Origin of the sequence: Sphingomonas sp. SFZ2018-12, from assembly GCF_022496715.1 — a bacterium.
In the GTDB taxonomy this organism is placed as follows: domain Bacteria; phylum Pseudomonadota; class Alphaproteobacteria; order Sphingomonadales; family Sphingomonadaceae; genus Sphingomonas.
The window spans coordinates 46,660-65,863 of sequence record NZ_WTFM01000002.1 but is presented as its reverse complement, the minus strand read 5'-3'; the positions used below and the strand labels follow the sequence as shown (position 1 = coordinate 65,863).

The window sequence follows — 19,204 nt, the reverse complement described above, 5'->3', positions numbered from 1 at the left end:
TCCCCGCGAGTTTCCCATGCCCCTGCCTGCCGAGACCCTGATGTTCGCCGAAGCCGCCGCCGCCGGTGCGGCCGTTGCGCGCCAGGGCGAGGCGGTTGAGCCGGCACTGGCCGCGCTCGTCGACCGGCTGCGCGCGCTCGATCCGCCGCTGGCCTTCACCTGCGCGCGCGGCAGTTCGGACCATGCCGCCACCTATGCCAAGTTCATGTTCGAAACCCGGCTGGGATTGCCGACGGTGTCGCAGCACCCCTCGCTGGCGTCGGTCTATGGCGATCCGGCGAAGGGCGCGCGTGGCTCCGCCTTCTTTGCGATCTCGCAATCGGGGCGCAGTCCCGACCTGATCGCGGCGACGCGCGCGGCGCACCGCGCGGGTGCGCTGGTGACCGCTTTGGTCAATGATCCCGCCGCGCCGCTCGCCGACGAGGCGGACAGCGTGATGCCGCTCACCGCCGGGCCGGAGCGCAGCGTCGCCGCGACCAAGAGCTATATCGCCACGCTGGCGCTCATCGCGCGGCTGGTCGCGGCGTGGACGGCGGACCGCGCGCTGACGGATGCGCTCGCGGCGCTGCCCGACGCGCTGGCCGTCGCGTGGCAGGCCGACTGGAGCGAGGCGCTGGCCCCGCTCGCGGGCGCACGCAGCCTGTTCGTGCTCGGCCGCGGCTCGACGCTCGCCATCGCGCAGGAAGCCGCGCTCAAGCTCAAGGAGACCTGTGCCCTCCATGCCGAGGCGTTCAGTATCGCGGAGGTTGCGCACGGCCCGATGACGCTGGTCGAGCCCGGCTTTCCAGTGCTGGTCTTTCCCCCGCACGATGTCGACCGTGCGCTGATCCGCCCGGTGCTCGACACGCTCGAGGCGGCGGGGGCGCGGCTGCTGATCGCGGGCGAGGGCGCGCTGCCGATGACGGGCGATCCGCATCCCGCGCTTGCCCCGATCGTGATGATCCAGAGCTTTTACCGGCTGGCCAATGCCGTCGCACTGGCGCGCGGGCGCAACCCCGATCAGCCGCCGCTGCTCAACAAGGTGACGCTGACGCGATGAACGGGCGGACGCGACTGACCGGCGCGCGCATCCTGACGCCGCGCGGCTGGCTGGACGATCATGCGGTGGTGATCGATGGTGGCCGGATCACCGCGCTGCTGCCCGCGACGGTGGCGCGGGACGGGCGGGAGGTACGGCTCGACGGTGGCCTGCTCGTGCCGGGCTTCATCGATGTCCAGGTCAATGGCGGCGGCGGGGTCCTGTTCAACGACCAGCCAACGGTCGAGGGTGTGGCGGCGATCGGCGCGGCGCATCGCGCCTTCGGCACGACCGGGTTCCTGCCGACGCTGATCAGCGATACGCTGGATACCGTCGCGCGCGCGATTGCCGCGGTCGATGCCGCGATGGCGCGGGGGGTGCCGGGCGTACTCGGCATCCATATTGAAGGCCCGTTCCTCAACCCCGAGCGGCACGGAATTCACGACCCCGCGCATTTCCGTACCCTTGATGCTGATGCGATCGCGTTGCTCGCCTCGCTCGAACGCGGGGTGACGATGGTCACAATCGCGCCCGAACGCGCCCCGCCGGGCGCGATCGCGGCACTTTGCGAACGCGGCGTGATCGTCATGGCGGGGCACAGCGCCGCCGACTATGCGACGATGCAGGCGGCGAAGCAGGCCGGGCTGCGCGGCGTCACGCATCTGTTCAACGCAATGAGCCAGCTTCAGTCGCGCGAGCCCGGGATCGTCGGCGCGACGCTCGACCTCGGGCTCCACGCCGGGGTGATCGCCGACGGCCACCATGTCCACCCCGCCGCGCTGCGCGTCGCGCATCGGGTGCTGGGCAGCGAACGGATGCTCCTCGTCACCGACGCGATGCCAACGGTCGGGTGGGACTGCGACCGCTTCCGGCTGGGCGAAACCGAGATCATCGCGCGCGACGGCGCGCTGCGCGACGCCGCCGGGACATTGGCGGGATCGCATCTCGACATGGCGGGGGCGGTGCGCAATGCAGCCGCGATGCTCGGCGTGCCGCTGGCGGATGCCTGTGCGATGGCATCGGCGACGCCCGCCGAGCTGATCGGGCTGGGCCGCAGCCATGGCCGGATCGCGCCGGGAATGGTCGCCGACCTGGTGCATCTCGACGAGGAGCTGACCGTCCGCGCGACATGGATCGGCGGCGAGACCGGCATGGACTGAGGCGCGGGGCGGGAAAACGGTGTCGATGCTGCGTCGGCGCAGCGGGCTTCAGGCGTGCAGCGCGACGGGTCCGCCGGCAAAGATGATCGCGCCGTCCACCGCATCGCCCATCGGTTCGACCAGCCGGTCGACGACGCGCGCGCGCAGCCACGGCTTGATCCGCTGGGCAACGCCGCCCATCAGCGCGCAGCGGATCGCGCCTTCGGCGACGATCGTCTCGATGAAGCGTTCGACATGCTGCGCAGCATCGCGAATGATCGACAGCGCGATCTCGTCGCCATTTTCAGCGAAGTCGAACACCATCGGTGCCAGCTGCGCGTAATCGCCCGGCGTCGCATCGTCCATCCAGGCGATCACGTTGGGAATGGCATTGCCGAACTGCTGGGTCACCGCCTGGCTGAGCGGGGTGGGGCGGGTACGCCCGTCGAGCGCGCGCAGCGCGTGGCGGATCGCGCTAAGCCCCAGCGCGGCACCGCTGCCCTCGTCGGAGATCGGGAAGCCGTAGCCGCCGATCGAATACATGTCCTCGCCCCGACGGATCATCGCCACGCTGCCCGTGCCCAGGATCAGGATGGCCCCGTCGCCGCCGCGATGCGCGCCCAGATTGGCGATGACCGAATCGCTGGTCAGCGCGACGCTGGCGAACGGCCAGTCGAGCGCCTGGATGCGCGGCTTCATGCCCGCGCGCGTGATGCCGGCGATGCCCATGCCGGCGCGGATCGCGGCAACCGCGGCACCGTCCAGCCCCGCTTCGGCGATCGCCTGTCCGGTCGCGTCGCTGATCGCGGCGAACAGCCGGTCGATCCCGACATGCGTGTTGGCTGGTCCGCCCGTACCATTGCCCAGCACCCGGCCATCGGCGTCGCACAGCCGGGCGCGACAGCGCGTGCCGCCCGCGTCGATGCCCAGATAGAATGGCTTCATGCAGGTCACTCCGCTGCCCGACCAACCGGCCAAATCGCCAAATTGGTATTAGGGTGGTATTATCGGAGTCGATCGCGTCGATCAATGCCGGATTGGTGCGGTCGAGGTGGCCCGTCAGGCTGGCGCGCCGTCGATCAGGTCGACGACGTCGGTGATGATCGTGCGCATCCGTTCCGCCGCCTCCCGCGGGTCGCGCGCGACGATGGCGTCGCGCACCGCGGCATGCGCGGGCACGCTGGCGGTGCGCCCCTTGATCCGGTTGGTGAAGCGGATCGAGGTGCGCAGCGCGGTCTCGACCAGCCGGCGGAACTGCGCGAAAAACGGATTGCCCGACGCGTTCAGCACCGCGATGTGAAAGGCGATGTCGGCATCGAGCGTATCGTCCTCGCCGCGTTCGGCGGCTTCCATCCGTGCGATCCCCCGGTCGATCCGTTCAAGCTCGGCCGCGCCCGCCGCCTGCGCCGCCAGCGCCGCCGCCGCCGGCTCGATCGCGACGCGCAGCTCGCTGAACTGGCGCAACAGCGTCAGCGACAATTTGCGATCGAGCAGCCAGTCGAGCACGTCGGGATCGAGCAGGTTCCACGCCGAGCTTGGCCGGATCACGGTGCCCTGGCGCGGGCGCGCGGACAAAAGCCCCTTCGCCGTCAGCATCTTGACCGCCTCGCGCGTGACCGAGCGGCTGACACCGTAGCGTTTCGCGAGGTCGGATTCGGTCGGGAAAGGTGCGTCGTCGAATGCGCCGGTCACGATTTCGCGCCCCAGCCGGTCGAGCATGCCATGCGTCAGGTTGCGGCCGAGCGACATCCGCCGGTCAAGTCCGTTGTCCCCGTCCATCATGAGTCGCGCCATTCGTTCCCCCGGGTCAACGTGATGGCGCGAAACCGGCCGAACGCCAAGCGTCGACGAGCGCGTCGGCATTGGCGCGGGTCGTTGCCGCCGGCTGCCCGGGCCGATAGAGCGCGCCGCCGACCCCGATCCCCGCGAACGGTCCGCTCAGCCATTGCGCCAGCGTGTCCGGCCCGGTGCCGCCGACCGCCCAGAGGCGCACGTCGCGCGGCAGCACCTCGACCAGCGCGCGCGCATAGCCCGGGGCCAGGGCACTCGCCGGAAACAGCTTCAGGTGACGCGCGCCCGCGGCGATGGCGGCAAAAGCCTCGGTGGGCGTGACGAAACCCGGCATCGGCTCCAATCCGAGGCCCATGCCACGCGCGATCAGCTCAGGATCGGTGTTGGGCGTGACCATCAGCCGCGCGTCCGTCGCGGCGAGCTGATCGACCAGATCTGCCGTCACCACCGTGCCGCCGCCGATCAGCGCGCGGTCGCCGAACTCGGCCTGGATTGCGGCGATGCTGGCCGCGGGGTCGGGCGAGTTGAACGGCACCTCGATCAGGCGGATGCCCGCTTCGACCAGGACGGCAGCGGTGGCGACCGCCTCTGCGGGCGTGATGCCGCGCAGGATCGCGACGATCGGCGGCGCGCCCGCCGCCAGGATGCTGTCGACGCTCATCATCGTGCCCGTTCCTCATCCAGCGCGCCCAGCCGCGCAAGTCCGGCAATCGCACAGGCATCGCCGTCCAGTACCGTCGTCGCGATCGCCATGCCGTCCAGGACGCTGCGATACCGCGCGACCAGCGCGGGCGCCCCGACCAGCACGACCGCACGCGCATCGCCGACGCCGCCCTGCACCTCCGTGCCGATCAGTAGCCCGGACAGGAATCCCGCGGCCCATCCGGCGCTGCGCCCATCGCGCAGCTGCGCGGCGCGCGTTTCGAACAGCGACCCCGCCAAGTCGCCGCCGCCGATCCGCGCCAGGCCGGCGGCAAAGCCTTCCGCTTCGTCGGCCGGATCGTCGCCGACCCGCAACAGCGTCGACCGATCGCGCAGCAGCGCGAACAATTCGCCGGTCAGGTAGGTGCGAAACGACACGATACGGCCGTCCGCCACCCGCGCCCATTTGCCATGCGTGCCGGGCAGCGCGATCAGATGGCGTCCGCGCGACAGCGCCGGATCGAGCGCCATCGCGCCGAAAATCTGCGTCTCCTCGCCGCGCATCACATCGGCGGCACCATCGTCGCGGCGGCAGGCGACACCCGGCGCGATGGTGATGCGGAAACCGTCAAGCACGATCCGCTGCGCCGCCGCCGCCCAGTCCGCGACGCCGGCGGGCGCGTCGGCATAGCCGGTTTCCACCAATCCGTTGCGCGACCCGACCATGCCGCACAGGGTCACATCCCTCGCACGTTCCGCGCCGCGCCAGCGTGTCAGCACGGTGGCGAGCACGTCCGTCGGCGGGGCGTCCGCCACCCCGATGCCGGGCCCCTCGACCCGGTCGACGATCGCGTCGCCGCGCAGGTGGAACAGCCGCAGCCGGGTCGTCCCCCAGTCACCGACCAGCCGTTCGCGTGTCGCCACGCTCATCGCGCCAGCCGAACGGGAGGGACGGGATGTCCGGGTGCAGGCGCGGCAAAGGTGAACAGCGACCCGGCCAGCGGCTCGCGCGCGAGCGTCGCGGGGTCGAGCTCGATCCGGGCGGTGGTGACAAAGCCGGTGCGCAGGTCCGGCCCGCCGAACGCGACCTTGGTCACGTTGGTGCATGGCAGGGGCAGTTCGAGGAGCAGCACGCCGTCGGGCGAATAACGCTGGATGCAGCCGCCGCCCCAGACGGCCAGCCACACGCAACCCTCGGCATCGGTGCTGACGCCGTCGGGCGTGCCCTTCGCGGGATCGATCGTCACGAAGGTCGTGCCCGCGTCGATGCCGTCATCGTTCAGCCGGTGGCGGCGGATGATGCGCCCCAGCGTATCGACGGTGTAGAGCCATTGCCCGTCGGGGCTGACCGCCGGACCGTTGGTGATCGCGATGGCCTCGCCGAAATCGCGGATGGAGCCGCCGTCGAAGCAATGGAAATGTCCGGTCGGGCGATGGGTGTCGCGGTCCATCGTGCCGAACCACAGGCGGCCCCCGGCATCGACGGTCGCGTCGTTGGTGCGGTTGTTGGCCGCCATCTTCAGCGTTGCGATGGCCTCGCCAAAGGCGCTGTCGGCAAAGCGCATCAGGCGGTGACCGTCGCCGACCAGCAGGTCGCCGTCCGCCAGCGCGGCGACGAAGCTGGGCGAGCCGCCCGTTTCGATGATCCTTTTGTCCCCGGTCGCCGGGTCGTAGCGATGCAGCCGCCCCCGTACGATGTCGACGAACCACAGCGCGCGGTCCGCCTCGATCCAGACCGGACCTTCGCCCAGTTCCGCATCGAGCCGCCACGCGAGCGCGGGTGCCGCGAGGTCGGTCATTCGATGAACGCCTCGACGCGCTCGGTGCGGGCGACCATGAACGCATCCGCCACCAGCCTTAGCGGTGCGGGGTCGGCGTCGCTCACGCCGTTCGCGACCAGCTCGGCAAAGCGTGCGTAGAGCCCGGGATATTCGGCCTCCGCCCCGGAGCGCGGTGCCCCGCCATCGATGGCTAATCGCGCGCCACCCTGGTCGAGCACCATGCGGCCGCCATGGGCGGCGTGCGCCGTGATCGACCAGCATTCGTCGCCCTGTTCGCGAAAGTCGAAATCGGCCGAGATGCGCGTCGCGCCGCTACGCAGATCGAGCGCGGCCGCGATCGGCGTCTGGCAGTTTTCGGGTCGGCTCAGCACCGCGCCCTCGACCCACACCGGATCGGGCAGGATCGCGGTCAGGATCGACAGCGCGTTGATGCCGGGATCGAACACGCCCAGCCCGCCCGGTTGCCACAGCCATTGCTGGCCGGGATGCCATTTGCGCACGTCCTCGCGCCATCGCACCGTCACGTCGCCAACGGGGTTCGCCGCGATCCAGTCGCGCGCCGCCGAGACCATCGCCGCATGGCGGCTGTGCCAGGTGGCGAACAGGACGGTGCCGGCCTGCGCGGCGCGCCGGCGCAGGTCCTCGAACTCCGCCAGCGTCGCGGCCGGTGGCTTTTCGAGCATGACGGCCATCCCCGCATCGATCGACGCGCGCGCGATCGGTCCGCGCACCTGGGGCGGGGTGCAGATCGCGACCGCGTCGACATCCGCCCCCGCCGCGATCATCGCGTCGATGGTGTCGAAGACCGGGACATTGGACATACTTGCGCTGCGGCTGACGATTGCGGCAAGCTCAAAGCCGGGATTGGCGGCAATCGCCGGCAAATGCTGGTCGCGGGCGATTTTGCCCAGACCGATGATCGCCAACCTTATCATCTCACGTCCAATGTTGTTTCCGCGAACTTATTAGTAATATATATCACACGCAAGATGGTGACCTGACCCGCCTGGTCGGGAGAACGGGATATCAAATGAGCGGAGCCGACGACACCGGCCGGAAATTTCGATCGCGCGCGTGGTTCGACAATCCCGAGAATGTCGACATGACCGCGCTCTATATCGAACGCTACCTGAATTTCGGGCTGAGCCAGTCTGAACTGCAGGGCAACCGGCCGATCATCGGCATCGCACAGACCGGCAGCGACCTCAGCCCCTGCAACCGCCATCATCTGGTCCTTGCCGAACGCGTGCGCGAGGGGATCCGCGATGCCGGTGGCGTCGCGATCGAATTTCCCGTCCATCCCATCCAGGAAACGGGCAAGCGCCCGACGCCGGGGCTGGACCGCAACCTCGCCTATCTGTCGCTGGTCGAGGTGCTGCACGGCTATCCGATCGATGCGGTGGTGCTGACCATCGGTTGCGACAAGACGACACCGGCGTGCCTGATGGCGGCGGCGACGGTCAACATCCCGGCGATCGCGCTGTCGGTCGGGCCGATGCTCAACGGCTGGCACGAGGGTAAGCGGACGGGATCGGGGACGATCGTGTGGAAGGCCCGCGAGCTGATGGCGGCAGGCGAGATCGACGCAGCGGGGTTCATCAAACTGGTCGCCAGCTCCGCGCCCTCGACGGGCTATTGCAACACGATGGGCACCGCCACGACAATGAACAGCCTGGCCGAGGCACTGGGCATGCAGCTGCCGGGTTCGGCGGCGATCCCGGCACCCTATCGCGACCGCCAGGAAATGGCGTATCGCACCGGCCTGCGCATCGTCGAACTCGTGCGCGAGGACGTGAAGCCATCGGACATCATGACGCGTGACGCGTTCCTCAACGCGATCGTCGTCAATTCGGCGATCGGCGGGTCGACCAATGCGCCGATCCACCTTGCCGCAATCGCCCGGCACATGGGGGTGGAGCTGTCGCTCGCCGACTGGGAGCAGGTCGGTCACGACGTGCCGTTGCTCGTCAACCTGCAGCCCGCCGGGGAATATCTGGGCGAGGACTATTATCGCGCCGGCGGCGTGCCGGCCGTGGTCGCCCAGCTGATGCGCCACGGGCTGATCCGCGAGGACGCGCTGACCGTCAATGGCCGCAGCATCGGCGACAATTGCCGCGACGCGGCAATCGCGGACGAAGCCGTCATCCGCCCGATCGACCGGCCGCTGATGGCGCGGGCGGGCTTCGCGGTGCTGACCGGCAACCTGTTCGACACCGCGATCATGAAGACGAGCGTGATCTCCGACGCGTTTCGCGCGCGCTATCTGTCCGATCCCGCCGATCCCGACGCGTTCGAGGGGCGCGCGATCGTGTTCGACGGGCCGGAGAATTATCACGCGCGGATCGACGATCCCGCACTGGCCATCGATGACCGCTGCGTCCTCGTGATCCGCGGCGCGGGGCCGATCGGCTATCCCGGCGCCGCCGAGGTCGTGAACATGCGCCCGCCCGCCTACCTGATTCAGCAGGGCGTGACCGAACTGCCGTGCATCGGCGACGGCCGCCAGTCGGGCACCAGCGGCAGCCCGTCGATCCTCAATGCCTCGCCCGAAGCGGCGGCGGGCGGCAACCTTGCTATCCTGCGCACGGGCGATCGGCTGCGCGTCGACCTGCGCCGCCGCCGCGTCGACATCATGGTCGACGATGCCGAACTGGACCGGCGGCGCGCCGCGCTGGAGGCGGACGGGGGCTATCGCTACCCCGCATCGCAGACACCGTGGCAGGCGATCCAGCGCGCCTGCGTCACCCAGCTGGGCGACGGTGCGATCCTGGGCGGCGCCGACGCGTTCCAGCGCGTCGCGCAACGGGGCTTGCCGCGCGACAGCCATTGATGCGGCCGGCGTGCAGCATTTCGATGCTGCGGCGTCTCAGCCCGCTTCCTGCGCCAGCCAGTCGCGCGTCCGGTCGCGTCGCCAGATCGGCGTGGCGGTCGCGCCCAGAACGAAACGGTTGACCGCCAAGGCGACAAGGATCGAGCTGAACAGCGTGACCGGCATCAGGTGGATGTAATGGGTCGGGGTCCACGCGAAGGTGAAGATCGCGTAGAGCCCGATCCCGAACAGGAAGCCCGCGATCGCCGCGCGCCAGTCGACGCCGCGGAACAGCAGCCCGACGACGAATACCGACAGGACCGGCATGCTGGTCAGCCCGTTAAGCTGCTGGACCAGGTTGATGATGCTGTCCGCGCCGTCATAGACCGGTACCAGCGCGACCGCGAGGACGACGAAGGCGGCGCTGATCGCTGCGCCCAGCCGTACGACATTGGGATTGCGGTCGACATAGGGTTCATGCAGGTCGCAGACATAGAGCGCGGCGGACGAATTGATGATGCTGGCGAAATGCGCGAGCACCGCCGACGCGATCGCAGCGGCGAACACACCGGTCAGCCAGTTCGGCAGGACGGCTGCGACCACCCGGCCATAGGCGGCATCGCCGATCGGCCCGAACAGCTTGTACGACACGATGCCCGGGATCACGACCATCGGCGGGATGATCAGCACCCGCACGAGCGTGGCCGCGAGCAGCCCCTTCTGCGCCTCGCGCAGCGACGGCGATCCCATCGCCTTCTGGGTGATGGTCTGGTTGGTCGACCAGTAGAACATCTGGATGAAGATCATGCCGGTGAACAGCGTCGGCCACGGGATCGGGCTGTCGGGCCCGCCGATCAGCGACAGCCGCTCGGGGGGGATGCCGCTGAAATCGAAGCCGATCGCGGCGAGCGAGAGATAGACGACCAGCGTGCCCATGCCGAGCAGCAGCACGCCGCTATAGGTGTCGGTGATCGCCACCGCGCGCAAGCCGCCGAGAATGGCATAGGCCGCCCCCGCCACGCCCAGCAGCGCGGCGATCAGCAGGATCGGCGCGTCCAGCCCGAACAGCGTCTTCATCAACAGCGCGCCGGTATAGAGCATGATTGGCTGGTAGATCAGGCAATTGCCGACCAGGAACAGGCCGCCGATCGCGGCACGGACATGCGCGTTGCGATAGCGCTTCTCCAGCAGCTCGGTGACGGTCGTGCAGTCATAGCGGTAATAGATGGGCAGGAAGACGAAGGCGAGCATCAGCAGCCCCGCCACCGCGGAGAGTTCCCACCAGGCGAGCAGCGCCATCTGGTTGCCGTTCATGCCGACCAGCTGTTCGGTCGACAGGTTGGTGATGGTGATCGACCCGGCGACGAAGAACCAGCTCAGCCCCTTGTCCGCCAGGAAATAGTCGCGACTGGTGTTCGCGCGGCGTCCGCCCTCGCGCCGGACCTGCCACACCGTCGCTGCCGCTACCCCCAGGGTCAGCAGCACCGCGATCCAGACCTGGCTGTTACCCAGCTCCATCAACGTCTCTCCCGATGGTCGTTGCGCGCGTCGATCAATCCTGCGGCGCGCGGCGATGCAGTTCCAGCCCGACCGCCCAGCGGCGCTGGAACCCGCGCCAATAGCTGGCCGACGCGCCCGCGCCGCTCGCGACGCGCCCGCCGGTCGCTTCGTTGGGCGCGAGCGGCCATTCGCCCGCGTCCGACACCGGGGTTGGCACGTTCAGATAGCCCGCGCGGTCCGCCTCGCCCTTCAGCTTCCAGTCGAGAAACGCAGTGACGAAATGGGCGTTGACCGCCAGGATTCGGTCCTTGCGCCATACTGGTTCGTCATAGCGGTCAAGAAAGCGGTGATCGCCACGCAGCGTCGCGGGGGCGGCGTTCATCGCGATATTGTGGCGCGCCTCGCGATAGACGAGCAGGTAGCGTTCGCTGTTGACCAGCGTGTCGAACATCCAGCGCACGCCGCCGGCGAAATCGGCGACATCGTCCTGATCGCCGTCGACGATCAGCGTGGGTGCCTGCACGCTGCCGAGCGATGCGGGCGTCCACATCCGCACGCCCGGCCCCCCGCCCCATGGCCCGAACAGGATCAGCGCCTTGATGCCGGGGATCGGCCGGGCATTGCCCTCGGTCAGCGGGGTCAGCAGTCCCCCCGGGATCCGGCTGGCCAGCGGCGATTTGGGGTCATAGCCCGCGCCCGCAGTCGACAGCGCACCGAACGCGCCCATCGAAAAGCCGCCGAGCGCCATTCGATCGGGATCGGCATGCGCCAATACCGGGTCGCGGCCGGCGGCGGCGCGTGCGATCAGCTCGGCGATCACGCCGCGCTGGTCGGCGCCACGCTGGACGATGGCCTCGAGCGCGGCGAGCTCGCGCGGGGTGCGGTCACCTTGCAGCGTCGCATCGCCATGCTCGATCGCGGCGACGATATACCCCTTGGACGCCAGATTTTCCGCAAGCTCGCTGAACATCACCGCGCGGTTGCCGAAGCCGTGCGACAGGACGACCAGTGGAAATCGGCCCGGCGCGGGCGCGGCGTCCCTGACCGCAGCACCTGCAAAGCTGACCGTCGCGGGCACGGCGGGTCCGTCGCCCCCGACGATCGGGGTCGGCATTTCATATTCGGTTGCGGCGGGCTTGGCCGTGGCCGGCGCAGGATACCACAGCACGACCGGCAGCTTGCGTGGGCCGCGCGCCATCGCCCCGGTGACGAAATTGCTTGCCCGCAGGTCGGGGCGGTCGGGCAGGGTGATGGTAATCTGGCGAGTGCCGGCCTGAAACGCGCCGCGCGGCGCCAGTTCCGGCGCGTCGGCCGCGATGGAAATCGGGGTGTCCGCGCGCGCCGCGACCGGGGCGGCAATCAACAGCGACAGGGCGAGCATGCGCATCATTCGGGAATCCTCCAAGCCGCCAGGTCGCGCGGACCGATCTGCGGCCCGCCGATCAGGAATTCGGCGTCCGCCGGTGCCGGGCAGGCGACCGGGTCCGCGCCATAGTTGAAGGCGAAGGTCACCGGTCCTCGCCGGCGCAGGCGCAGCGTCGTCGCCAATCGCATCGTCGCGATCCCGGCATCGGCGCAGAGCGATGCGAAGAAATCGGTGAGAAACGCCGCGTCGGTCAGCGTCGCGAGATAATGGGCGCTGCCGGCGCGGACGAGCGCGGGGGCGCCGTCCTCATAGGTCGCAACCACCTCGGCGCTGCCGGGATCGATCGTCTCGCGCCACCGGTCGCTCGCATAGCTGCGCCCGGCGAAATGAAGTTCGCCCGGACAATCCGGCCGGATCGTTTCGGTCGCGAGCATGCGGACCGGGACCAGTTCGCGCAATTCCCCGGGCGGCAGGCCGGTCACGATCGTGACGTCGCGCGTCTTGGCCCCCGATCGCGGGCCGAACACCAGCGTCGCGCCGCTCGCGCGCATCCGGCCGACGACCCCCCCATCGGGCATCGCCAGGCAGGGTGCGGCGATCAGCCGGTAACCCGCCAGATCAGCGTGGGGCGCGACGAAATCAACGTCGAGGCCCAATGTGCGCAGCGCCTGATACCATTCGAGCAGCACGCCGGTGTAATCATAGCTGTCGCCCTGGCGCTCGACCTCGGCCAGCCACTGCGCGTCGATATCGACCATCAGCGCGACGGGCGCGCGCGCGGCCGCGGCGTGCGCAATCCCGGTCCGCGCCAGTTCGGCGGCGACCCGCTCGACCTCCGGCCAGGCCTCGGCCTCGCTGCTGTCGGGGCGCAGCAGCCCGGCATGCATCTGTTCCTGCGCGAACGGCACCTGGCGCCAGCGGAAATAGCTGACGACATCGGCACCATGCGCGAACGCTTCCCAGCTCCACAGCCGGACCATGCCGGGGGCCGGGCGCGGGTTGTGGCCCGCCCAGTTCACCGGACCGGGCTGCTGCTCCATCACCCAGAACGACGTGCCGGTCAGGCAGCGCGTCTGGTCGAAATAGAAGGCGCCGAAATCGGGGTGCCCGGTGCGCATGAACGGGCGGAATTCTTCCGCCGCCGCGCGGCGCATGGTCAGGTCGGTGCGCCCGAGCGGATAATTGTCATAGCTTGCGAAATCGAGCGGGCGGGCGAGCGCGTGATTGTCGACCCCGGTTTCGTCCATCGGGATAAAATTGTGGGTGATGAACCGCCCGGGCGAATGTTCGCGCAGGATCGCGACCATTTCGTCGTGAAAGGCGACGACCTGGTCGGAGGCGAAGCGTTTGAACGCCATGCGATGCGCCGGGCTGGTCTCCGTCACCGCGCCGAACGGGACCTCGATCTCGTCGAAGCTGCGATATTCCATCGACCAGAAGACATTGCCCCATGCCGTGTTGAGCGCGTCGATCGTGCCGTAGCGTTCCGCGCACCACTGACGAAAGGCATCGCGCGCGACCGGCGACGCGCTGAGCGTCGTGTCGTGACAGCTGATCTCGTTGTCGGTCTGCCACCCGGCGACCGCGTCGTTGCGGCCATAGCGCGCGGCGAGTGCGCGCGTGATCCGCATCGCTTCGCGGCGATAGGTCGCGCTCGAAAAGTCATAATGCCGCCGCGACCCGAAACCGCGGGTCCGGCCGGTGTTTGGGTCGACGGGCAGGATGTCGGGATGACGGTCGATCAACCATTTGGGCGGGGTCGCTGTCGGCGTGCACAGCACGACTTGCAGGCCGGCGGCCGCCAGCGTATCGATCGCGCGATCGAACCAGTCGAAGCTGTAACGGCCCGGATCGGGCTCGAACCGTGACCAGGCGAACTCGCCGATGCGGACATAGGTGAGGCCGAGTCCCTTCATGCGGCGGGCGTCGTCGGCCCACCACGATTCGGGCCAATGTTCGGGATAGTAGCAGACACCCAGCACGCTGTGCTTCATCCTCCCGAAAAACCAGCCGCCCCGTCGACGATCGGCGCGGGGAGGATTAGACTTGGATACTGAACATATTTATCAGACAAACAATGCCGGTCAATCCGCCAGCAGCACTACCGCCGCCAGATCACCAGCTTCGGGACCATCATGTCGCACCTTTACCCTGACCGCTACCTCCGTCTCGACGGCGACGCCGTCACCTTGATCCTGGCGATCACCGATGGCGTTCCGCACGTCCTCTACTGGGGCGAGCGGCTGTCGGCCGAGACGGACGGCGCGATGCTCGCCCGACTCGCGCTGCGCGAGGAAGCACCGGCATCGCCCGCGCAGCAGATTCCGGTCGCGCTGACGCCGATGCCGGGCCACGGGCATGTCGGCCGTCCCGGCGTTGCCATCCATCGCGACGGCCGCGACTGGGCAGTGATGGCGCGGGTCGTCGCGGTCGAGGCCGATGCGCGGGCGATCCGGCTGACCAGCCGCGATCCGGCGTGCGGGATCGCGATCGAGCATGCGCTGGCGATCGACGGCGATGTCCTGATCGCGACGACGGCGCTGGTCAACGAAGGTGACGCAGCGATCGACCTCGCGCATCTGTCGGCACCGGTCCTGCCCATCCCCGCGCAGGCAACCCGGATCCTTGGCTTTGAGGGTCGCTGGTCCAACGAGTTCCAGCTTCATTCGCGCGAGCGCGGCGTCGGCAGCTGGCTGCGCGAGAATCGGCGCGGGCGGACCAGCCATGACGCGTTTCCCGCACTGATCCTGGCCGATCCCGGCGCTGGCGAGGCCGACGGGCTGGCCTATGGCTTGCATCTGGGCTGGAGCGGCAATCACCGCAGCGTCGTGGAGACGACCGCCGATGCGCGCGGTCAGGTGATGATGGAGGCGCTGCTGTTTCCCGGCGAAATCCGGTTGGCACCCGGCGACCGCTATGCAACCCCGCCCCTGTTCGCCAGCGTGACGCGCCAGGGCCTGTCGGTGTTGTCGCGGGCCTTTCACCGCTATCTCCGTGCGCGCCCTGAGCATCAGCGGCTGCGTGAACGGCCGCGGCCGGTGCACTATAATTGCTGGGAGGCGATCTATTTCGACCACCGGCTCGACACCCTGCTGGCGCTCGCGGATCGCGCGGCAGCGGTCGGGGCGGAACGTTTCGTGCTCGACGATGGCTGGTTCATGGGCCGGCGCAGCGACCGGGCGGGGCTGGGCGACTGGCGGGTCGATCCGGCGGTCTATCCCGACGGCCTTGCACCGCTGATCGACCAGGTCGCGGCGCGCGGCATGGAATTCGGCCTGTGGGTCGAGCCCGAAATGGTCAATCCCGACAGCGACCTCTATCGCGCGCATCCCGACTGGGTGCTCGCCACGCCGCCTGCGCCCGCCGTCACCTATCGCAACCAGCTCGTCCTCGATTTCGGGCGAGCGGAGGTACGCGACCATCTGTTTGGCTGCATCGACGCGCTGCTGCGCGAATATCGCATCGGCTACCTCAAATGGGACATGAACAGCGACCTGCCTCAGCCCGGCGGCGGCGATGGCAGGCCGGCCGCCGACGCGCATGTGCGCGGCGTGTATGACGTGCTCGACCGGCTGCGCGCGGCGTGGCCGCATGTGGAGATCGAGAGCTGCGCCTCGGGTGGCGGACGGGCGGACTACGGCATCCTGGCGCGCACCGACCGGATCTGGACGTCGGACAGCAACGACGCGATCGACCGGCTGGCGATCCAGCGCGGCTTCTCGCACTTCTTTCCCGCCGAACTGATGGGGGCGCATGTCGGGCCCGATCCATGCCACATCACCGGCCGCACCCTGTCGCTCGCGCTGCGCATCCAGACCGCGATGTTCGGGCATATGGGGATGGAGCTCGACCTGCGGACGCTCGACGACGCGGCGTTCGCCGAGCTTCAGGCGGGGATCGCGCTGCACAAGCGGCACCGTGCGCTCATCCATCACGGCGACCTCGTCCGGCTGGATGCGGGCCGCGGGGTCAACGCGTTCGGCATCGTCGCCGCCGATCGCGCGGAGGCGCTGTTCAGCGTCACCCGGATCACCGAGGCGACCGGCTATTATCCCGATCCGCTCCGCCTCGCCGGGCTCGACCCCACCCGGCGCTATCGCGTGCAGCTGGTCTGGCCGCAAGCGATCCCCGCGCGCTCGGCGCTGACAGCGGCGCTGATCGAGGGAATTGAGGTGACCGGCGAGGCGCTGATGCTGCACGGTCTCCAGCCGCCGCGCGCGCATCCCCAGACGGGTTTCGTCCTGCATCTCACCGCCGCCTGACAAAAAGGGCGCGGCGAAGACGCCGCGCCCAGTTGACCTCCGGTCGGGGGAGGAAAAGCGCAGGCGGCGAGGGTGACCGCCCGCGCCGGAGGCTAGAAGTCGAGCCGGGCACCCAGCGCGTAGCGGGGACCGGTGTCGACCAGTGCGATGAATTCGCGTTCGAGCACGCCCTGGCGGCGGGTCTTGGCGCCGGTCAGGTTGACCCCTTCCGCGAACACGCGGACATTCTTCGTGACCTGATAGCTCGCCTGCGCGTCGAACTGTCCCAGCGGGCGGACGAACACCGGCCGGTTGCCCGGGGCGGCCGACAGCGCCTGAAGGAACTCGTCGCGCCGGTTGTACGCGATGCGCGCCTGAACCGGACCCTTTTCGTAGAAGACGGTCACGTTCTGGCTGTCGCCGAGCCCGGTCAGCGCGACGTTCTGCGTCGGATCGCTGGCGTCGAATTCACCGCTGCTGCCGACAAAGGTCGCGTTGGCGGTGATGCCCAGCCCGTCGAGCGGCGACGGCAGATAGGTGAAGGTGTGCTGCAGGCCGATTTCGAGCCCGTAGACGTCGATCGCATCGAGGTTGCGGGGACGCTGGACGTTGAAATTGGCCACCCCGCCGGCAAATTCGGGCGCGTTGCTGGCATTCGCGATCGGGAACGGCTCGATCGCGCCGTTGGTCGCGATGAAGTCGTCGACGCGCTTGTAGAAGGCGGCGACGGTGAAATAGCCGCCACGCTCGTAATACCATTCGAACGACACGTCGAAATTGGTCGACTTGTACGGCCGCAGATCCGGATTGCCGCCCGACGCCTGAAGGTTGCCGGGACGGGCATTGGTCACCGTCACGCGCGGTGCCAGCAGCGGCAGGTCGGGCCGGGTCACCGTCCGCGACGCCGCGAACCGCCCGACGATGTCGTCGGTGAAGTCGACCTTGAGGTTCAGGCTGGGGAGGAAGTCGTCATAGGAGTTCTTCCGCGAGATCGCGGTCGATCCGGGCTCGAACACCGTGGTGTAGGAGGTCGGATCGCTCGGGATGGTCAACAGGTCGAGGAGCGCCTGCTGCGACCCGTCCGACGTGACGTCGGTGTGGACATAGCGGAAGCCCAGCGTGCCCGACCAGTTCAGCCCGGCCAGCGTGCCCTCGAAATCGGTCTGGACATAGCCGCCGATAATCCGTTCGCCGATGCGATAGCTGACCGGATAGCGGATCGGCGCATAGCCGTTGTTGGCGGCCAGGAATGCGGCCAGCGAGCCGATCGGGCGCCCGACCGCTGCATCCTGTGCGTTGGCGGCAGCGGTGGATTCGAGGAACGCGAAATATTCCTCCTGATCGAACGCGAGCCACTGGCGCGGGAAGTTGCCCGACGTGCCCGAGAAGAAATTGGGCGGGTTGTAGGGCGTGAGCAACCCGGCCGGCACGTCGATCGCATAGCCGCAATAGGCGCAGCCGACATCGTTCTGGCTGCGCAGCAGCTCGTTCGACTTGGTGCGATCGAGGAAATAGCCGCCGACCTTGAACGCCTTGAGGATGCCGCTCTCCGTGCGGAACGTGGCGTCGAGCCGCTGTTCGTACACATCCTCGGCGATGTTGAACCCCTCGCGCGTGGCGAAGTGCGCGCGACCGACGACATTTTCGGTGAAGCTGCGCTGGCCCGCGACGCTCGGCACGCTGCCGGTGCGGTTGTCGAAGGTGATGATGTTGTTGAAGCCGACCACCGCAAAGACTTCGTTGCCGCCATTGTTGGATTCGGCGCGCGAATAGCTGCTGTCCGAGGTGACCGTGATCAGGTCGGTCGGATTCCATTCGGCATTGAAGCCGAACGCCAGCACTTCGGTCGGCCGGTTGAAGGTGCGGCCGATATAGTCGGTGTTGCCGCTCACGGTCATCGCCGTGATCTGGTTATCGCCGTTGACGGTCAGGTTGCGCGCCTGGCTCGGCGAAAAGAAGTGGCCGATGCTGGCCGCTTCGCTGTCGACGGTGAATTTGTTGTACAGGCCGTCGAAAGACAGCGTCAGCTTGTCGGTCGCGCGGAACTGGACGGTGCCGGTCACGCCGATGCGCTCGCGGTCCTGCTGGTCGGAAATCTGGTCGTAATTCTGCGGGAACAACACGCCGCCCGGGGCGCTCGGCACGTCGCGGGTCAGGAAATAGCCGTTGGTCGCCAGCGTGTTCACCAGCGCCTTGCGCCGCTGATACGACACGGACACCAGCGCGCCGAGCCGGTCGTCGGCGGTGGTCGTGCTGAACAGGCCGAATGCCGAGCCGGCGAACTTGTCGGCGAGGTCTTCGTAATTCGCCTTGCCCGACACGACGATCTTCTGGCCGCCCAGATCGAACGGGCGCAGCGTCTTGACGTTGATCGTCGCGCCGATGCCGCCGTCCTGCAGCTTGGCGTTGCTGCTCTTGTAGACATCCGCGCCGGAGATCAGCTCGGCGGCGAGCAGGTCGAAGCTGAATGCGCGATTGTCGTTTTCGGTCGCGAGCGTCCGGCCGTTCAGCAGCACGGTGTTGAACGACGGGCCGAAGCCGCGCACGGTAACGAACTGGCCCTCGCCCGCGTTGCGGTCGATCGAGACGCCGGTGATGCGCTGGAGCGATTCCGCAACGTTTGAATCGGGGAACTTGCCGAGGTCTTCCGACGCGATCGAATCGACGATGACGTCGGCATTTCGCTTGATGTCGATCGCGCGCTCAAGGCTGGCGCGGATGCCGGTGACGACGATGTCGTCGTCCGCCGGGGCCGCGGCGGGCGTGGCGTCCTGGGCATAAGCTGAAAATGGCGTGGCTGCCGCGACCGCGGCGCACGCGCCGGCGAGCAGACGCGTGCGAAGACGTGATTCATGAGTGCGCATCGGCCTCATACCTCCCTAAAGGATCGCAATCGATCCGGCTCCCGGACATCTTC

General features: G+C 68.6%; 14 protein-coding genes. 4 read left to right on the top strand and 10 right to left on the bottom strand.

Translation table 11 applies throughout. The annotated features are described in order from the left end of the window. The first annotated feature begins 16 nt into the window (after positions 1-16). Entirely contained in the window at positions 17-1,039 is a 1,023-nt protein-coding gene (locus GO308_RS09255) for an SIS domain-containing protein (RefSeq protein WP_240885264.1), read from the top strand. Beyond that, on the top strand, positions 1,036-2,178 hold the full coding sequence (gene nagA, locus GO308_RS09250; protein WP_240885263.1) for an N-acetylglucosamine-6-phosphate deacetylase: 1,143 nt from the start codon (positions 1,036-1,038) through the stop codon (positions 2,176-2,178). The genes GO308_RS09255 and nagA overlap by 4 nt, the downstream gene beginning before the upstream one ends. 48 nt (positions 2,179-2,226) lie before the next feature. On the opposite strand, the gene GO308_RS09245 is transcribed toward nagA, so the two are convergent. The 6 genes from GO308_RS09245 to GO308_RS09220 all read right to left on the bottom strand — a co-directional run bounded on the left by GO308_RS09245 (position 2,227) and on the right by GO308_RS09220 (position 7,306). Beyond that, the gene (locus GO308_RS09245) at positions 2,227-3,102 is read right to left on the bottom strand and encodes a BadF/BadG/BcrA/BcrD ATPase family protein (protein ID WP_066482941.1); all 876 of its coding nucleotides are present in this window, start codon (positions 3,100-3,102) and stop codon (positions 2,227-2,229) included. Positions 3,103-3,216: 114 nt separating this feature from the next. Continuing rightward, the gene (locus GO308_RS09240; protein ID WP_240885262.1) at positions 3,217-3,936 is read right to left on the bottom strand and encodes an FCD domain-containing protein; all 720 of its coding nucleotides are present in this window, start codon (positions 3,934-3,936) and stop codon (positions 3,217-3,219) included. A 28-nt stretch (positions 3,937-3,964) separates the two neighbouring features. After that, positions 3,965-4,609, bottom strand: a complete 645-nt coding sequence (locus GO308_RS09235) for a 2-dehydro-3-deoxy-6-phosphogalactonate aldolase (RefSeq protein ID WP_240885261.1) — start codon at positions 4,607-4,609, stop codon at positions 3,965-3,967. Then, entirely contained in the window at positions 4,609-5,520 is a 912-nt protein-coding gene (locus tag GO308_RS09230; RefSeq protein ID WP_240885260.1) for a 2-dehydro-3-deoxygalactonokinase, read from the bottom strand. Before GO308_RS09230 ends, GO308_RS09235 begins: the two co-directional genes overlap by 1 nt. Beyond that, a complete protein-coding gene (locus GO308_RS09225) occupies positions 5,517-6,389 on the bottom strand; it encodes an SMP-30/gluconolactonase/LRE family protein (protein ID WP_066482931.1) in 873 nt (290 codons plus the stop codon). Before GO308_RS09225 ends, GO308_RS09230 begins: the two co-directional genes overlap by 4 nt. Next, entirely contained in the window at positions 6,386-7,306 is a 921-nt protein-coding gene (locus GO308_RS09220) for a Gfo/Idh/MocA family oxidoreductase (RefSeq protein ID WP_066673194.1), read from the bottom strand. Before GO308_RS09220 ends, GO308_RS09225 begins: the two co-directional genes overlap by 4 nt. A gap of 95 nt (positions 7,307-7,401) precedes the next feature. Between GO308_RS09220 and GO308_RS09215 the strand changes: the two genes are divergently transcribed. Next, positions 7,402-9,201, top strand: a complete 1,800-nt coding sequence (locus GO308_RS09215) for an IlvD/Edd family dehydratase (protein WP_240885259.1) — start codon at positions 7,402-7,404, stop codon at positions 9,199-9,201. Between the two features lie 36 nt (positions 9,202-9,237). Here the strand turns inward: GO308_RS09215 and GO308_RS09210 are convergent, their stop codons facing one another. From GO308_RS09210 to GO308_RS09200, 3 genes are read right to left on the bottom strand one after another with little or no spacing between them, the layout of a single operon-like run. After that, positions 9,238-10,698: a sodium/solute symporter gene (locus GO308_RS09210; protein WP_240885258.1), complete on the bottom strand. Its 1,461-nt coding sequence runs from the start codon at positions 10,696-10,698 to the stop codon at positions 9,238-9,240. A 34-nt stretch (positions 10,699-10,732) separates the two neighbouring features. Beyond that, entirely contained in the window at positions 10,733-12,070 is a 1,338-nt protein-coding gene (locus GO308_RS09205; protein WP_240885257.1) for a dienelactone hydrolase, read from the bottom strand. After that, positions 12,067-14,040 carry a beta-galactosidase gene (locus tag GO308_RS09200; RefSeq protein ID WP_240885256.1) on the bottom strand — a complete coding sequence of 658 codons (1,974 nt, stop codon included), beginning with the start codon at positions 14,038-14,040 and terminating at the stop codon, positions 12,067-12,069. The genes GO308_RS09205 and GO308_RS09200 overlap by 4 nt, the downstream gene beginning before the upstream one ends. A 141-nt stretch (positions 14,041-14,181) precedes the next feature. On the opposite strand from GO308_RS09200, the gene GO308_RS09195 reads away from it, so the two are divergent. After that, positions 14,182-16,308 (top strand): alpha-galactosidase, encoded by a 2,127-nt coding sequence (locus GO308_RS09195; RefSeq protein ID WP_240885255.1) that lies wholly within the window; start codon positions 14,182-14,184, stop codon positions 16,306-16,308. Between the two features lie 92 nt (positions 16,309-16,400). Here GO308_RS09195 and GO308_RS09190 read toward each other — a convergent pair whose 3' ends face one another. Continuing rightward, positions 16,401-19,151 carry a TonB-dependent receptor gene (locus GO308_RS09190; RefSeq protein ID WP_240885254.1) on the bottom strand — a complete coding sequence of 917 codons (2,751 nt, stop codon included), beginning with the start codon at positions 19,149-19,151 and terminating at the stop codon, positions 16,401-16,403. Between the last annotated feature and the right edge of the window lie 53 nt (positions 19,152-19,204).

Excerpts from the sequence above, each read along its gene's own strand:
- GO308_RS09220 (WP_066673194.1), bottom strand. The coding sequence starts at position 7,306 with ATGATAAGGTTGGCGATCATCGGTCTGGGCAAAATCGCCCGCGACCAG.
- GO308_RS09230 (WP_240885260.1), bottom strand. The coding sequence starts at position 5,520 with ATGAGCGTGGCGACACGCGAACGGCTGGTCGGTGACTGGGGGACGACC.
- GO308_RS09255 (WP_240885264.1), top strand. The coding sequence starts at position 17 with ATGCCCCTGCCTGCCGAGACCCTGATGTTCGCCGAAGCCGCCGCCGCC.
- GO308_RS09195 (WP_240885255.1), top strand. The coding sequence starts at position 14,182 with ATGTCGCACCTTTACCCTGACCGCTACCTCCGTCTCGACGGCGACGCC.
- GO308_RS09215 (WP_240885259.1), top strand. The coding sequence starts at position 7,402 with ATGAGCGGAGCCGACGACACCGGCCGGAAATTTCGATCGCGCGCGTGG.
- GO308_RS09190 (WP_240885254.1), bottom strand. The coding sequence starts at position 19,151 with ATGCGCACTCATGAATCACGTCTTCGCACGCGTCTGCTCGCCGGCGCG.
- GO308_RS09205 (WP_240885257.1), bottom strand. The coding sequence starts at position 12,070 with ATGATGCGCATGCTCGCCCTGTCGCTGTTGATTGCCGCCCCGGTCGCG.
- GO308_RS09210 (WP_240885258.1), bottom strand. The coding sequence starts at position 10,698 with ATGGAGCTGGGTAACAGCCAGGTCTGGATCGCGGTGCTGCTGACCCTG.
- GO308_RS09225 (WP_066482931.1), bottom strand. The coding sequence starts at position 6,389 with ATGACCGACCTCGCGGCACCCGCGCTCGCGTGGCGGCTCGATGCGGAA.
- GO308_RS09200 (WP_240885256.1), bottom strand. The coding sequence starts at position 14,040 with ATGAAGCACAGCGTGCTGGGTGTCTGCTACTATCCCGAACATTGGCCC.
- nagA (WP_240885263.1), top strand. The coding sequence starts at position 1,036 with ATGAACGGGCGGACGCGACTGACCGGCGCGCGCATCCTGACGCCGCGC.
- GO308_RS09240 (WP_240885262.1), bottom strand. The coding sequence starts at position 3,936 with ATGGACGGGGACAACGGACTTGACCGGCGGATGTCGCTCGGCCGCAAC.
- GO308_RS09235 (WP_240885261.1), bottom strand. The coding sequence starts at position 4,609 with ATGAGCGTCGACAGCATCCTGGCGGCGGGCGCGCCGCCGATCGTCGCG.
- GO308_RS09245 (WP_066482941.1), bottom strand. The coding sequence starts at position 3,102 with ATGAAGCCATTCTATCTGGGCATCGACGCGGGCGGCACGCGCTGTCGC.